The sequence below is a fragment of the Bacillus sp. PSXD-155 genome, from assembly GCF_049310765.1.
Classification (GTDB): Bacteria; Bacillota; Bacilli; order Bacillales; family Bacillaceae_G; genus Bacillus_A; species Bacillus_A cereus.
Map to the genome: position 1 here is coordinate 1 of NZ_JBMOWC010000003.1, position 14,656 is coordinate 14,656.

Genomic DNA, 14,656 nt, shown 5'->3' on the forward strand with positions numbered 1-14,656 from the left:
TCCACTTTATTTCTTCTGGGTAATGAACTCTTGTCTTCAAACCAAAAACACCTCCATTGAATTTGCATACTTAGTATGCGAATTCAGGAGGTGTTTTTTTCATGTACCACTATTCGGGTTCCCTTCACAATATATGTGGACGGTTTTTTTGTATGTTATATAGAAGGAAATTTTTTTAGCGAATACGTTGTTCTGTTTGGCTGTCAAAGAAATGCGCTTTATTTAAATCAAATGCCAATTTAATTTGGTCTCCAGGTGAGAATATATGTCTTGCATCAACACGTGCTGCAAAATCTTGATTTCCAAGTTTCATATATAAAATAGATTCAGCACCTAACAATTCAGCAACTTCAATTTTTGTTGTGAAAGTAGTAGATTGTGAAGCTTCTAAAAATAGTAGTTCATCATGAATGTCCTCCGGGCGAATACCTAAAACAATTTCCTTATTTACATAGCCTTGTTCACGTAGCATCTTCATTTTTCCTTCAGATACTTTGATTTTTATAGTATTGTCTATAACGAAATCGGTTTCAGTCAATTTACCACGGAAGAAGTTCATCGCTGGTGACCCGATAAATCCACCCACGAAAATGTTTTCTGGTGTTTCATATACTTCTTTTGGTGTTCCAATTTGTTGAATCTTTCCATCCTTCATAACGACAAGACGCGAAGCCATAGTCATTGCTTCTGTTTGGTCATGTGTTACATAAATTGTTGTTGTTCCAAGGCGATGATGTAGCTTAGAAATTTCTGAGCGCATTGCAACACGGAGTTTAGCATCTAAGTTTGATAATGGCTCGTCCATTAAGAAAACTTTTGCATCTCGAACGATTGCTCTACCTAACGCAACACGTTGGCGCTGTCCCCCTGATAATGCTTTCGGTTTTCTATCTAAATATTGTTCAAGTCCTAAAATTTTTGCTGCATCTTTTACACGACGATCGATTTCATCTTTTGGTATTTTTCGAAGTTTTAATCCAAATGCCATATTATCATATACACTCATATGTGGATAAAGAGCGTAGTTTTGGAAGACCATTGCGATATCTCGATCTTTTGGAGGAACATCATTCATTAGTTTACCATCAATTGAAAACTCGCCTTTTGAAATATCTTCGAGTCCAGCTACCATTCGTAATGTTGTAGATTTTCCGCATCCAGAAGGACCGACAAATACGATAAATTCTTTATCTTGAATGTGTAAATTAAAATCAGTTACAGCTGTTACGTTATTATCATATATCTTATAAATGTTTTCTAATTTAAGTTCTGCCATGGTATTTCCCCCTAGAAATAATTATGCAAACGTTTTCTTTGAGTTCATTATAAACGAATAGATTCAAAAAATAAATAAAAAAATAAAACGTTTTCATATATTGGAGAGTTATTAGTGATTTTCGCATGTTTTCTTAGAAAAAGAACAATAAAAATTGTAAGCGCTATTTTAAATTGAGATAGAATCTGTTATCATTCATTAATGAAAACGTTTGCGCCTTAAAAAAGAAAAATGAATTATGAATGAAATGGGGTAGCATAATGGAAAAACAATGGTGGAAAGAAAGCGTAGTATATCAAATTTATCCTCGTAGCTTTATGGATAGTAACAGTGATGGTATAGGAGATCTTCAAGGGATTATTTCAAAGCTAGATTACTTAAAAGAGTTAGGGATTGATGTGATTTGGTTATCACCTGTCTATGAATCTCCAAATGATGATAATGGTTACGATATAAGTGATTATTGTAAAATTATGAACGAGTTCGGAACAATGGAAGATTGGGATGAACTATTACATGAAATGCATGAACGTAATATGAAATTGATGATGGATTTAGTTGTTAATCATACATCTGATGAACATAATTGGTTTATTGAATCACGTAAATCAAAAGATAATAAATATCGAGATTACTATATATGGCGTCCTGGAAAAGAAGGGAAAGAACCGAACAACTGGGGAGCTGCTTTTAGTGGATCTGCATGGAAGTATGATGAAATGACGGATGAATATTATTTACATCTGTTTTCTAAAAAACAACCGGATTTAAACTGGGATAATGAAAAGGTAAGACAAGATGTTTATGAGATGATGAAGTTTTGGTTAGAAAAAGGAATTGATGGATTCCGCATGGATGTTATCAATTTTATTTCTAAAGAAGAAGGGTTACCAACAGTTGAAACAGATGAAGATGGTTATGTTTCAGGTCATAAACATTTTATGAATGGTCCAAACATTCATAAATATTTGCATGAAATGAATGAGGAAGTATTATCGAATTATGATATTATGACGGTTGGTGAAATGCCAGGTGTAACGACAGAAGAAGCCAAATTGTATACTGGAGAAGAACGAAAAGAGTTGCAAATGGTATTCCAATTTGAACATATGGATTTAGATTCAGGAGAAGGTGGAAAGTGGGATGTAAAACCATGCTCACTTCTTACTTTAAAAGAGAATTTAACAAAGTGGCAAAAAGCATTAGAGCATACCGGATGGAATAGCCTTTATTGGAATAACCATGATCAGCCTCGCGTTGTATCTCGTTTTGGTAACGATGGAATGTATCGCATCGAATCTGCAAAAATGTTGGCGACTGTTCTTCATATGATGAAAGGAACGCCATATATTTATCAAGGTGAAGAAATCGGAATGACGAACGTTCGATTTCAATCAATTGATGAATATCGAGATATTGAAACGTTAAATATGTATAAAGAAAAAGTGATAGACCATGGTGAAGATATAGAAAAAGTAATGGAATCTATTTATATAAAGGGTCGTGATAATGCTAGAACTCCGATGCAGTGGGATGATCAGAATCACGCTGGATTTACAACAGGTGAACCTTGGATTACTGTAAATCCTAACTATAAAGAGATTAATGTGAAACAAGCAATCCAAGATGAAGGTTCAATTTTTTATTACTATAAGAAATTAATTGAGCTACGCAAAAATAATGAAATAGTTGTATATGGATCATATGATTTAATATTAGAGAATAATCCTTCTATTTTTGCTTATGTAAGAACATATGGAGACGAAAAACTAATTGTTATTGCAAACTTTACTGCGGATGAAAGTGTATTTGAAATGCCTGAGGATATTAGTTATAGTGAATCAGAATTATTCATACACAATTACGATGTAGAAATCGGATCGATAGATAACATTACATTACGTCCGTATGAAGCGATGGTATTCAAATTGAAATAAGAAAAATCCTTATGCCACCTTGGCATAAGGATTTTTTGGGTTACCATTTTAATATGGAGAATCCATATGGAGGAAGTGTAACTTGTAATACACTTGCTTCTGCTGAAAATTCTTCATTTGTATAAATGTTAATTATTTTCTTACCAGTAACATGAAGAGGGAGTGAAACTGTAACTTCACTATTAGTGGGGTTTAAAACGAAAAAGATAGTTTCATCCTCATATATTTTCGTATAAGAAATATAATTATGTTCATCATTTGCTTCGATGAATTGAAAAGTACCATGTCCTCCAAAAGCTGCATGTTGTTTTCGTAATGAAATCAATGTTTGTATATGTGTAAATAATGCATGATCTTGTTCTTTAGTATCCCAAATCATACATTTACGGCAATCGGGGTCCATACCACCATCCATGCCGATTTCATCTCCGTAATAAATACATGGAGAGCCGATGAAAGAAAGATGGAATACATAGAGCAATTTCAACTTATTTTTATCTCCATTGCATGTTGTTAAAATTCTTGGAGTATCATGGCTATCTAATAAATGAAAGGCTGCTTCATTTACATTCATAGAGTAGGAATGTAGAGATTCTGTAATTTGCTTCATGAATTCACTTGCTTTAATGGAATCGTTAGCAAAGTAAGAAAGTAGAGCGTTTGTAACAGGATAGCTCATGACAGCATCAAATTGATCGCCTTGTAGCCACGGAAGGGCATCGTGCCAAATTTCTCCCAAAATATATACTTCAGGATTTAATGTTTTTATTTCAGTTCGGAATTCTCTCCAAAAGTTGTGATCGACTTCATTTGCGACATCAAGGCGCCAGCCATCTATATTGAATTCTCGTACCCAATAACGTCCTACTTCAAGTAAGTACTCTTTTACATCTGGATGAGCTGTATTTAATTTAGGCATATACGGTGTAAAGGCGAAAGTATCATAATTTGGAAGTGGTCCGGTTATAATCGGGAAATCATGAATGTGGAACCACTCTTTATATGCGGACTTCTCACCATTCTCTAGTACGTCTTGAAATTTCTCGAAAAAGTATCCACTATGATTAAACACAGCATCGAGCATGACTTTTATACCGTGCTTATGACATTCTTCAATGAGCTCTTTAAAAGTTTCTTTCGTCCCAAATTGTGGATCAATTTCCATATAGTCAATTGTGTCATATTTATGGTTTGAATGAGCTTTGAAAATAGGTGTGAAATATATTCCGGAAATGCCAAGCTTAACAAGGTAATCAAGGTTTTGAATAACACCAGCAAAATCCCCGCCGAAAAAATTAGTTGGCGTAGGATTCGCACTTCCCCAAGGAAGGGTGTTTTCTGGATTCAGCGTACTATCGCCATTAGCGAATCGTTCAGGGAAAATCTGATACCAAATGGTGTCTTTAATCCAAGATGGTGCTTTGAATACATCATCTGCATGAATAAATGGAAAACAAAAAAAGTTACCAACATCATCATTTGGAATGTTAGAAAAGAATCCTCGCTCTGTATAAATAAGAGTGTCTGTTTCAGATTTTAATTCAAAACCATAACGTAAGCGCTTAAATTTTGGTTCGATTGCAATGGACCAATAATCAAATAATGCAGTAGAACCCGTTTTTTTCATTGGTGTACTTGCTGATATCCATTTCCCGTCTTTCCATTCGTAAGGATCACCGTAAATAAGATCGGCGCTTTGAACATCATCTCTCTTAGTACGTATTCGGATGTGAATAGTTTGTTCATCGTAAGCGTATGCATAATTATCTTTCGGCCTATGATAAATGGCTTCTTTAAACATATAGAAAATCCCCCTTCAATATCTCTATACATAGTATTCCCTGAAGTGTAATAATAAAGCCTAGATTGCAAACGATTGCCTTTCTTATAGCTTTAATATTGCTTATAAGAGTAGTATTCATTTCATATAAAGTCAATGTATAAAGAGTATAATGACATAATTTTTAAATTAATATTTGCAAAATGAATAAAAGAATGTATAATGATAGACAAATAGCGCAAACGTTTTCATAGACTTGAGATATTGTTTGCGCTTCAATTAAACTATTAAATGCAAACGTTTTCAGTTACTGAGGTACATAGACAATTTAGGGAGGTTTTTGGGATGAAGAAAGCATTATCATTATTAACGGTTTCAGCATTATCTATTGGTATGTTATCTGCATGTGGACCGAAAGATTCAGGGAAAAAAGAGGAAAGTAAAGCGAAAAAAGACTATGATCTTCTTGTTTGGGAAGATGAGAAAAAAGGTGTGGGTCTAGAGCCAGCGGTGAAAAGTTTTGAAAAGAAATATAATGTGAAAGTAAAAGTTGAAGAGGTTCAGATGACGAAACAAATAGAAAAACTTCGTCTCGACGGTCCAGCTGGCACAGGGCCAGATGTTGTAACATTGCCACATGATCATATTGGTAATGCGGTAACAGAAGGGCTACTTTCAGAAGTGAAAGTAGATGATACAGTAAAAAGTAAATTTACAGATTTATCAATAGAAGCACAAACATATAACGGAAAAATATATGGTTTACCAAAAGCGATTGAAACACCAATCTTTATTTATAATAAAAAAATGATGCAAAAAGCGCCGGAAACGATGGATGAACTGTTTAACTTCTCAAAAGACTTTACGAAAGATGGAAAATACGGATTTTTAGCACTAGGAGATAACTTCTACTTTGCTAATGCATTTATGGCAGGTATGGGTGGTTATGTATTTGGTGAAAAAGATGGAAAGCCAAATGCAAATGATATTGGATTAAATAATAGCGGTGCGGTACAAGGTGCTGAATATATTCAAAAATGGTATAAAGAAAAGTTATTCCCGAAAGGTATTATCGGTGAATCTGGTGGTTCAGCTGCAGATGGATTATTTAATGAAGGAAAAGCAGCATCTATTATGAATGGTCCATGGGCATTCCAAGCGATGGAAAAGGCTGGAATAGACTATGGTGTTGCTCCAATGCCGAAATTACCAAATGGTCAACCGATGAAAACGTTCGTTGGCGTAAAAGGATGGCATGTAACAAGCTTCTCTAAACAAAATGATTTAGCTACAAAATTTACTGAGTGGGTTACAAATGAAGAAAATGCTAAAATTCGCTTTGAGAAAACGAAAGAAATTCCACCAGTAAAATCAGTAATGGAAGATCCAATCATTAAAGAAAATGAGGCTGCAAAAGCGGTTGCGACACAATCTGAAAATGGAATTCCAATGCCAAATATTCCAGAAATGCAAGAAGTTTGGAAACCAGCTGGAGATGCGCTTCAATTAGTTGTATCAGATAAAGAAGCACCAAAATCCGCACTTGATAGTGCAGTGAAACAAATTAAAGGTAATATTGAGGCAAATCATAGTAAGAAAAAATAAGGTGAAATTCGTGCCTCTAATATGAGGGGCACGAATTCTCTCCCTTCCATGTAGGAAGAAAAAAGGGGGAAGGAACATGCAAACATCTATGGAACCTGCAAAGGGGTTAAATGATTCAAAGCATAGGAAAGTGGCAACCATGTTATCAATCATTCCAGGCGTGGGCCAAATGTATAATAAACAATTTGTAAAAGGTCTTATTTTTCTAGTATTAACAGGTTCATTTATTGTAGCCTTTGCTGATTTATTAAATATGGGATTATGGGGCATTGTAACGCTCGGTACAGAAGTTCCACGTGACCATTCCGTCTTTCTATTAGTAGAAGGGATCTTGGCACTTATCGTTATCGCTTTTGGGCTTGGCATATATGCATTTAACTTATATGATGCATATCAAAATGGGAAGAAACGTGATATTGGAACACCGTTAAATTCTGTAAAAGAGCAATACCGTAATTTGTTAGATCAAGGCTTTCCTTATTTAATGGTTTCACCAGGTTTTCTACTACTTATCTTTGTTGTCGTATTTCCAATCATCTTCGTAATTTTAATTGGATTTACAAACTATGATTTATATCATTCTCCTCCAGCTAAATTAGTAGATTGGGTGGGCTTTAAAAACTTTATTGATATTTTCACATTACCGATGTGGAGAGATACATTTTTAAGTGTATTTTCTTGGACTGTCATTTGGACATTCGTTGCAACAACATTACAAGTTGCACTTGGTATTTTTTTAGCGATTATCGTAAATCAGCCTGGTATTAAAGGTAAGGCAATTATTCGAACAATCTTTATTTTACCGTGGGCTGTTCCAGCATTCGTATCTATTCTTGTATTTGCTGGTATGTTTAATGAAACATTTGGAGCAATTAATAACCAAGTATTAGCTTTATTCGGGATTGAAAAGATTGCTTGGATGACAGACCCGTTTTGGTCAAAGATTGCTTTAATTATGATTCAAACGTGGCTTGGTTTCCCGTTCGTCTTTGCGATGACAACAGGTATACTGCAATCGATTCCAGGAGAATTATATGAAGCGGCTACAGTAGACGGAGCAACTGCTTGGCAACAGTTCCGCAAAATTACATTGCCACTTGTGTTATATGCAACAGCGCCAATATTAATTACGCAATATACGTTTAACTTTAATAATTTTAGTATTATTTATCTATTTAATAACGGGGGACCTGCTGTGTCTGGACAAAATGCAGGTGGAACGGATATTTTAATTTCATGGATCTATAAGTTAACGATGACTTCGGCTCAATACGGCAAAGCAGCAGCTCTTACAATGATTTTATCGTTAATCGTTATTACAGTTGCGTTATGGCAATTTAAGAGAACAAAATCATTCCAAGAAGAGGATATGATGTAAATGAATATTAAACGACAAAAGATGCTACGTCTTTCATTAAGTTATTTAGTTATCTTCATAATGTGTGCGATTGTTTTCTATCCATTACTATGGATAATTGGCTCATCGTTTAATCCAGGTGATAGTTTATCTGGGTCAAGTATTATTCCGAAAAATGCCACATTAGATCATTATCGCAAGCTACTTGATCTCGATTCAAGTAATTACTTACTTTGGTATAAAAATACTTTGAAAGTTAGCGTAATGACGATGATTTTCTCTGTACTAGCCATTAGTTTTACTGCTTATGCATTTTCGAGATATCGTTTTGTTGGAAGAAAGAATGGTTTATTAACATTTTTAATTCTGCAAATGATCCCGAATTTTGCAGCGTTAATCGCACTATATATATTAGCTCAGTTAACAGGATTACTTGATACACACCTTGCATTAATTTTAATTTATGTGGGCGGAGCAATTCCGATGAATACATGGCTTATGAAAGGGTATTTTGATACGATTCCGAAAGAGTTGGATGAATCAGCTCGAATGGATGGAGCAGGGCATTTCCGTATTTTCTGGCAAATCATTATGCCACTTGCAAAGCCAATCGTAGCGGTTGTAGCATTATTTACTTTCATTGGTCCATTTACAGATTTCATTTTAGCGAGTATTATTTTGCGAACACCAGAAAATTATACTTTAGCAGTTGGATTATATGAAATGGTTGCGAAAAAATTCGGTAATGAATTTACAACGTTTGCAGCGGGTTCAGTGTTAATTGCGATCCCGATTTCAATTTTATTCCTATCACTACAAAAATATTTTGTTTCCGGTTTAACAGCTGGAGGTACAAAAGGATGAAAAATGGGACATTACGTCCCATTTTTCTTTTCATCTCCCTATAAATAACTTTATAGGGAGATGAAAAGAGATTTGACATCACATGTGAAAAGAAGTGAAATAAATAGTATATTATAGTATAGGAAAAAATAGCTATATCCCTTACAATACATGAAGAGGGAGAATAGGATTAGTTTTGCAAGATATAAGAAATGAAAGTTTATGACTTGCAATGAATGCGAGATAAAATATATGAAAAATGACAGAGAAATGAGAGGAGGGGGATTTTTATGACAGTTACAATTAAAGATGTGGCGAAGCAAGCGAATGTTGCACCATCAACAGTTTCTCGTGTAATTGCTGATAATCCAAGTATAAGTGAAAAGACAAAGCGCCGTGTTAGGAAAGTGATGAGTGAATTAGGGTATCATCCCAATTTAAATGCGAGAAATCTTGCGAACCAAACGACGAAAACACTTGGTCTTGTTATGCCAAGTTCTGCAAGTAAAGCTTTTCAAAATCCATTTTTCCCAGAAGTTATAAGAGGGATTAGTTCATTTGCACACGTAGAAGGTTATGCGCTTTACATGTCGACAGGTGAAACGGAAGAAGAAATTTTTAATGGTGTCGTAAAGATGGTACAGGGACGCCAAATTGGTGGCATTATTCTTTTATATTCAAGGGAGAATGATCGGATTATTCAATATTTACATGAACAGAATTTCCCGTTTGTTTTAATAGGAAAACCATATGATCGAAAAGATGAAATTACATATGTAGATAATGACAATTATACAGCTGCAAGAGAAGTGGCAGAATATTTAATTTCATTAGGGCATAAGCAAATCGCGTTCATTGGTGGTGGATCAGATTTACTTGTAACGAGAGATCGTTTAGCTGGTATGAGTGATGCCTTGAAATTAGCAGACATTGTATTACCAAAAGAATATATTTTACATTTTGATTTTTCGAGGGAAAGTGGTCAACAAGCCGTTGAGGAATTAATGGGACTGCAGCAACCGCCGACGGCAATTATGGCAACGGATGACTTAATTGGACTTGGTGTGTTAAGTGCTCTTTCTAAAAAAGGATTCGTTGTACCGAAGGATGTTTCTATTGTAAGCTTTAATAATGCTTTATTATCAGAAATTGCGAGCCCTCCACTTTCGACAGTTGATGTGAATATTTATCAGCTAGGATATGAGGCAGCGAAAGCTTTAGTTGATAAAGTAGAGAATGCAGAATCCACTGCAAAGTGTATCATTATTCCTCATAAATTACTAAAACGTCAAACTTGTGATCATTATGCAGAAAAAAGCTAAGAGTTTAACTCTTAGCTTTTTTCTTTAGAAAGGCTTCTAATCGGTCGCAGCCTTCTTTTAAAGTTTCGATACTATATGCATAGGACAAGCGAAGGTAGCCTTCACCGTATTCAGAGAATGCTGTTCCAGGAACTACAGCTAGTCCAGCTTCTTTGACAAGATCAAGTGCAAAATCAAATGATGAAGATGTCAAATGACCAACATATGGGAATAAGTAAAATGCACCTGTTGGCTTTTCAACTGCTAATCCCATTTGAGTGAGTCTATTATATACGTAATCACGGCGTTTTTTATATTGGTGGCGCATCATTTTGGGTGCGTCTTTAGCAGCTGTTAATGCTTCAATCGCAGCGTATTGAGCGATTGAAGTAGCACACGTTACATTGTATTGATGAACTTTTAATATGTGTCCTGCTAAATAGCTTGGTGCGAATAAAAGTCCAACACGCCAGCCAGTCATAGAATGTGATTTAGATAAACCGTTAATGACAATTGTCTTTTCACGCATTTCTGGGAAATGAGCGATAGATGTATGCTTTTGTTCATACACAAGCTCGCTATAAATTTCATCTGAAAGGACGAAAATATTTTTATCTTTTAAAACATCTACAATATCTTTTAATTCTTCTGTGGATAAAGTTACACCAGTTGGGTTAGAAGGATATGGTAGTACGATACATCTTGTTTTTTCTGTAATAGCATTTTTTAGCGCGTCAGCTGTTAAACGGAATCCAGTTTCACGAACATCTACAAAAATGGGCGTTGCACCGCATAATCGAATAATAGGTTCGTAACCTGGATAAATAGGAGCAGGTAAAATTACTTCTGTTCCTGGCTCTAAAATCGTTCGGAATGCAACATCAATTGCTTCGCTAGCACCAATTGTAACGATGGTTTCGTTTTCAGGTGAGTAATGTAAATCGTAGTTATCTTTTACGAAGTTACAAGCTGCCTTACGTAATTCTAGTAAACCAGCGTTATGTGTATAGCTTGTATAGTTTTCTGTAATAGCCCGTTTTGCCGCTTCTTTTACGAGAGAAGGTGTAGGGAAATCGGGTTGTCCGATTGTTAAAGAAATCAAATTATCATAGTTTTGAATCATGTTAGAGAATTGACGGATTCCAGAAATTTGGATATCCTTCACTCTAGGGTTAATGAATTGTTCCATTGTATCTCCCTTTCTTCCGTTTGAAAATTAAGTTCATTTTATCATATTTTCTATGATTGCGCTTTGTATATGTAATTTAGAAAGAGAGAGAAAAGAGAAAAAAAGCCGCTATAAGCGACTTTTTAATATCCGTATTCCCAATCTATTTCATCTTCATTCCAGAGTACAGAGGATACCTTGCCAAGGTGAACAACTGATTCGTTCACAGCACATGTGCAATCTTCATCTCCTGCTTTATGCTGTAACTCTTCATATACTGATTTTTCAACATTTTCTAGAACAACCAAATTTTCTTCTTTTAAAACAAGCGTAGTACCCGCCATATTTATCTTCCTCCTACTAAAGTAATGATCACTTATTTGTAAACATAGATAGTATGGATTATATGCTGTATTTTGCTATAGTTGTCCGTCTAAAAAAGTATTTTTACATTTTCTTTGTAATCCGTATTCATTGTATACTGCACGAAGGAAATTTGGTACAGGGTTTACAATCATTTCGAAAATCTGTAACAATTATTATGAGTTGTTAACAAAGAATTAACAAATATGTTAAGAAAAATCAAAATTTTAAAACAAATAAACCTATAAAATGATATAATCATATCAAAATACATATAGGGGATGAGAGGTTATGGAGCTTATCCGTGATTTGTTGATTCAAATTGCCATCATAATTTTACCACTATTTTTATATGAAGCGATTCGTTTAAATCGCTATCAAGAAATGCCTCCGAAGCCAAATCGTTACTTTATTATGTTTTTATCTAGCGTTACGCTCGTTCTCTCCATGACATACTCTATTTGTTTTGGCAATGTGTGTGGGTATAACTTTCACCCAATTCCAATTGTCAGTGGTTTTTTATATGGTGGGATTGTTGGTTTAATCCCAGCGGTTATTTTTGTTGCATATGAATGGTTACTAAAGGGAATGAGCTTTCTTCCAGTTTTAGAAGTAACATTTCTATTGATAGTTCCGCTATTTTTATCAAAGAAATGGTCTCTTTTTTCAAGAGATAAGAAATTAATTTTAGCATTTATGATTTCATCATTTTATGTGCTTGTTTCTTTAGTATTAGGCATGATTAATGTTCTTTTGGAAACAGGATTTACACCGTATATTTCGCAAATATATAGCGGATTTATATTTGCCTCGCTTATCATGGTCATGACAATGGTATTTCAGGTGTATTTAACTGAATATTTAAATGAAAATGCATTGCTACGTAAAGAGATGCAAAAATCAGAAAAGCTTAATATTGTAAGTGAGTTAGCAGCAAGTGTGGCACATGAAGTTCGAAATCCACTTACTGTTGTTCGTGGATTTATCCAATTGCTAGAAAGTACGGAAGATGTGAAGAATAAGGATTATATGCGTCTCGTATTAGCTGAATTGGATCGGGCGGAACAAATTATTTCAGATTACTTGAATTTAGCAAGGCCGCAAATTGAGAAAAAAGAACACATTTGTTTATCAGCCCAATTAATAGAAATGACCACTCTTATGTCGTCATTTGCAGCGATGCAAGGTGTATATTTACAAGTTGAAATTTCAGAAAGTCTTTATACGATTGGTGATAAGACAAAATTGAAGCAAGCTATTATGAATGTTGTTAAAAATGGTATTGAAGCAATTCAAGGAAATAAAGGATATTTAAAAGTAACAGCTATTCAAAAAGACGAAACAATCATAATAAGAGTTAAAGATAGTGGTGTTGGTATGACGAAAGAACAGTTAGCAAGGCTGGGGCAACCATATTATTCTTTAAAAGAAAAAGGGACAGGATTAGGGCTTATGGTAACATTTAGTATTTTACAAGCGCATAATGGTACATTGGAATATAAGAGTGAAAGTGGAAAAGGCACTGAAGCAATTATTATATTACCAGCTGTACAAAATAAGGAATAAAAGTTACCGATGGAAGGTAACTTTTTATTTTATATTGTTTATTCATTTGTTTTTTCTTGTTTTGCTCGGCTAAATAAACTTTTAAATGATTGAAAGAAGCTTTGCTCTTTTGAGGCAGCGACCATTCTTTTTGTTTCTTGAATTTCTCGAATAACTTGCATAAGCTGTGCATCACGATTACTGTCCTTGTTATAAATTTGACTAACAAGTTTATTCATTTTTTCTTCTTGTTTGGATTCTCGTTTATACATATGATTCATTAATAAGTCCATTTTTTCTTTTTGCAATGCATCTGTTTGAGCGGCGTGCTCGACTAACTCTTGAAGCATTTTTTCTTGAGAGCCTTCTTTTACATACACTTGTTGCATCAATTCATCTAGTTTCTCATCCTTTAAACGATTTTGTGTAATTAGAGTAGAATTTTGATGAATAATTGCTTCATTTAATTGAGCTAGCATTTCAAGTTTCAACATGAACTCCTCAAAGTTACGCCCATCTTCTTTTTCTTTCGGTTGTATCTCTTGCTTATCTTGTATAACTGGTACAGGTGGGGCCTCTTTTTCTTTTAAAATAATCGGTATCGTTTCTGAAATATCTTCTTGTAATGTGGCAGCTCTTTCATGTATAGATTTCAATAGTTTTAAATCATCAAGTTTATAAATACGAGCATCAGCTGTTTTAGAAATCATATAACCATGTTCCTCTAACAGTTGACTATATTTGCGGACTATATGTTTTGGGATGCCTGTTTTATTCGTGACATCTTTCGTTTTATAGGTAGCTTCCATGATATTTCCTCCCCAAAAAGTATCGTATATATCATTTCAATCTTTTATGAGGACTTCCTTTGAAAAAGAATGTCGGAAGGCTATTAGTTTTCTACAGCATTAGTGAAAAAATGAAATTTTTTGGCGGAATGGCAAGGAATAACTAAAATAATGTCTGAAAACATATACAGGAGAAGTTTGTTATAATAACTGAGGAAAAGAAACTGGTAGAAACATGGAGGTATACATGAAGCAATTAAAAGGTATTATCATTTCAATTATTGCAATTCTGTCTATTTTAGTAGCAGTTTATGAAGTACTTGTGCCAGAGGAAACAAGTGTAAAGAAAACGAATACGTATGATCAAGTGTTAGAATTTCCGAAAGAACGTTATCCAGAGACAGGAAAACATATTACGGATGCTATAAAAGAAGGGCATTCAGAAGTTTGTACAATCGATCGTGGTGGTGCTGCAGATAGAAGGAAATTGTCGTTAGCACCATATCCATCAAAAAAAGGGTATGATCGTGATGAATGGCCAATGGCGATGTGCAAGGAAGGCGGAAAAGGAGCACATATTGAATATATAAGTCCGGCGGATAACCGCGGAGCAGGCTCTTGGGTAGGGAATAAGTTAGATAAATATCCAGATGGTACGCGTGTGAAGTTTGAAGTGAAGTAGTATTTGTACAT

Annotated in this window: 12 protein-coding genes; 7 read left to right on the top strand and 5 right to left on the bottom strand. The window is 34.5% G+C overall.

Going from position 1 to position 14,656, the window contains the following annotated elements; genetic code table 11:
- Positions 1–175: 175 nt before the first annotated feature.
- Positions 176–1,276, bottom strand: a complete 1,101-nt coding sequence (locus ACO6VI_RS02735) for an ABC transporter ATP-binding protein (RefSeq protein ID WP_000818934.1) — start codon at positions 1,274–1,276, stop codon at positions 176–178.
- 260 nt (positions 1,277–1,536) lie between these two features.
- On the opposite strand from ACO6VI_RS02735, the gene malL reads away from it, so the two are divergent.
- A complete protein-coding gene (gene malL, locus ACO6VI_RS02740) occupies positions 1,537–3,213 on the top strand; it encodes an oligo-1,6-glucosidase (RefSeq protein WP_063548541.1) in 1,677 nt (558 codons plus the stop codon).
- Between the two features lie 40 nt (positions 3,214–3,253).
- Here malL and ACO6VI_RS02745 read toward each other — a convergent pair whose 3' ends face one another.
- Entirely contained in the window at positions 3,254–5,014 is a 1,761-nt protein-coding gene (locus ACO6VI_RS02745) for an alpha-glycosidase (RefSeq protein ID WP_422422977.1), read from the bottom strand.
- A 324-nt stretch (positions 5,015–5,338) separates the two neighbouring features.
- Between ACO6VI_RS02745 and ACO6VI_RS02750 the strand changes: the two genes are divergently transcribed.
- From ACO6VI_RS02750 to malR, 4 genes are all read left to right on the top strand, one after another.
- Positions 5,339–6,598, top strand: coding sequence for an extracellular solute-binding protein (locus ACO6VI_RS02750; protein WP_000709931.1), 1,260 nt, complete (start codon positions 5,339–5,341; stop codon positions 6,596–6,598).
- Between the two features lie 76 nt (positions 6,599–6,674).
- Positions 6,675–7,976: a maltosaccharide ABC transporter permease MalC gene (gene malC, locus ACO6VI_RS02755; protein ID WP_001194982.1), complete on the top strand. Its 1,302-nt coding sequence runs from the start codon at positions 6,675–6,677 to the stop codon at positions 7,974–7,976.
- Positions 7,977–8,819 carry a maltosaccharide ABC transporter permease MalD gene (gene malD, locus ACO6VI_RS02760; protein ID WP_001022603.1) on the top strand — a complete coding sequence of 281 codons (843 nt, stop codon included), beginning with the start codon at positions 7,977–7,979 and terminating at the stop codon, positions 8,817–8,819.
- A gap of 269 nt (positions 8,820–9,088) precedes the next feature.
- On the top strand, positions 9,089–10,120 hold the full coding sequence (gene malR / locus ACO6VI_RS02765) for a maltose operon transcriptional repressor MalR (RefSeq protein WP_016512354.1): 1,032 nt from the start codon (positions 9,089–9,091) through the stop codon (positions 10,118–10,120).
- Positions 10,121–10,124: 4 nt separating this feature from the next.
- On the opposite strand, the gene ACO6VI_RS02770 is transcribed toward malR, so the two are convergent.
- Both ACO6VI_RS02770 and ACO6VI_RS02775 read right to left on the bottom strand, forming a co-directional pair.
- Entirely contained in the window at positions 10,125–11,288 is a 1,164-nt protein-coding gene (locus tag ACO6VI_RS02770; RefSeq protein WP_023522939.1) for an aminotransferase A, read from the bottom strand.
- 122 nt (positions 11,289–11,410) lie between these two features.
- On the bottom strand, positions 11,411–11,611 hold the full coding sequence (locus tag ACO6VI_RS02775; protein ID WP_000929276.1) for a hypothetical protein: 201 nt from the start codon (positions 11,609–11,611) through the stop codon (positions 11,411–11,413).
- A 310-nt stretch (positions 11,612–11,921) separates the two neighbouring features.
- Between ACO6VI_RS02775 and kinB the strand changes: the two genes are divergently transcribed.
- Complete coding sequence (gene kinB / locus ACO6VI_RS02780; RefSeq protein ID WP_422422978.1) at positions 11,922–13,196, top strand: sporulation sensor histidine kinase KinB; 1,275 nt, start codon at positions 11,922–11,924, stop codon at positions 13,194–13,196.
- 38 nt (positions 13,197–13,234) lie between these two features.
- On the opposite strand, the gene ACO6VI_RS02785 is transcribed toward kinB, so the two are convergent.
- Positions 13,235–13,984, bottom strand: coding sequence for a DUF3967 domain-containing protein (locus ACO6VI_RS02785; RefSeq protein WP_000388467.1), 750 nt, complete (start codon positions 13,982–13,984; stop codon positions 13,235–13,237).
- Between the two features lie 226 nt (positions 13,985–14,210).
- Between ACO6VI_RS02785 and nucA the strand changes: the two genes are divergently transcribed.
- Positions 14,211–14,645, top strand: a complete 435-nt coding sequence (nucA, locus tag ACO6VI_RS02790) for a DNA-entry nuclease (protein ID WP_000811494.1) — start codon at positions 14,211–14,213, stop codon at positions 14,643–14,645.
- The last annotated feature ends 11 nt before the right edge of the window (positions 14,646–14,656 follow it).

Excerpts from the sequence above, each read along its gene's own strand:
- ACO6VI_RS02745 (WP_422422977.1), bottom strand. The coding sequence starts at position 5,014 with ATGTTTAAAGAAGCCATTTATCATAGGCCGAAAGATAATTATGCATAC.
- malD (WP_001022603.1), top strand. The coding sequence starts at position 7,977 with ATGAATATTAAACGACAAAAGATGCTACGTCTTTCATTAAGTTATTTA.
- kinB (WP_422422978.1), top strand. The coding sequence starts at position 11,922 with ATGGAGCTTATCCGTGATTTGTTGATTCAAATTGCCATCATAATTTTA.
- malL (WP_063548541.1), top strand. The coding sequence starts at position 1,537 with ATGGAAAAACAATGGTGGAAAGAAAGCGTAGTATATCAAATTTATCCT.
- ACO6VI_RS02770 (WP_023522939.1), bottom strand. The coding sequence starts at position 11,288 with ATGGAACAATTCATTAACCCTAGAGTGAAGGATATCCAAATTTCTGGA.
- ACO6VI_RS02775 (WP_000929276.1), bottom strand. The coding sequence starts at position 11,611 with ATGGCGGGTACTACGCTTGTTTTAAAAGAAGAAAATTTGGTTGTTCTA.
- ACO6VI_RS02735 (WP_000818934.1), bottom strand. The coding sequence starts at position 1,276 with ATGGCAGAACTTAAATTAGAAAACATTTATAAGATATATGATAATAAC.
- nucA (WP_000811494.1), top strand. The coding sequence starts at position 14,211 with ATGAAGCAATTAAAAGGTATTATCATTTCAATTATTGCAATTCTGTCT.
- ACO6VI_RS02750 (WP_000709931.1), top strand. The coding sequence starts at position 5,339 with ATGAAGAAAGCATTATCATTATTAACGGTTTCAGCATTATCTATTGGT.
- malC (WP_001194982.1), top strand. The coding sequence starts at position 6,675 with ATGCAAACATCTATGGAACCTGCAAAGGGGTTAAATGATTCAAAGCAT.
- ACO6VI_RS02785 (WP_000388467.1), bottom strand. The coding sequence starts at position 13,984 with ATGGAAGCTACCTATAAAACGAAAGATGTCACGAATAAAACAGGCATC.
- malR (WP_016512354.1), top strand. The coding sequence starts at position 9,089 with ATGACAGTTACAATTAAAGATGTGGCGAAGCAAGCGAATGTTGCACCA.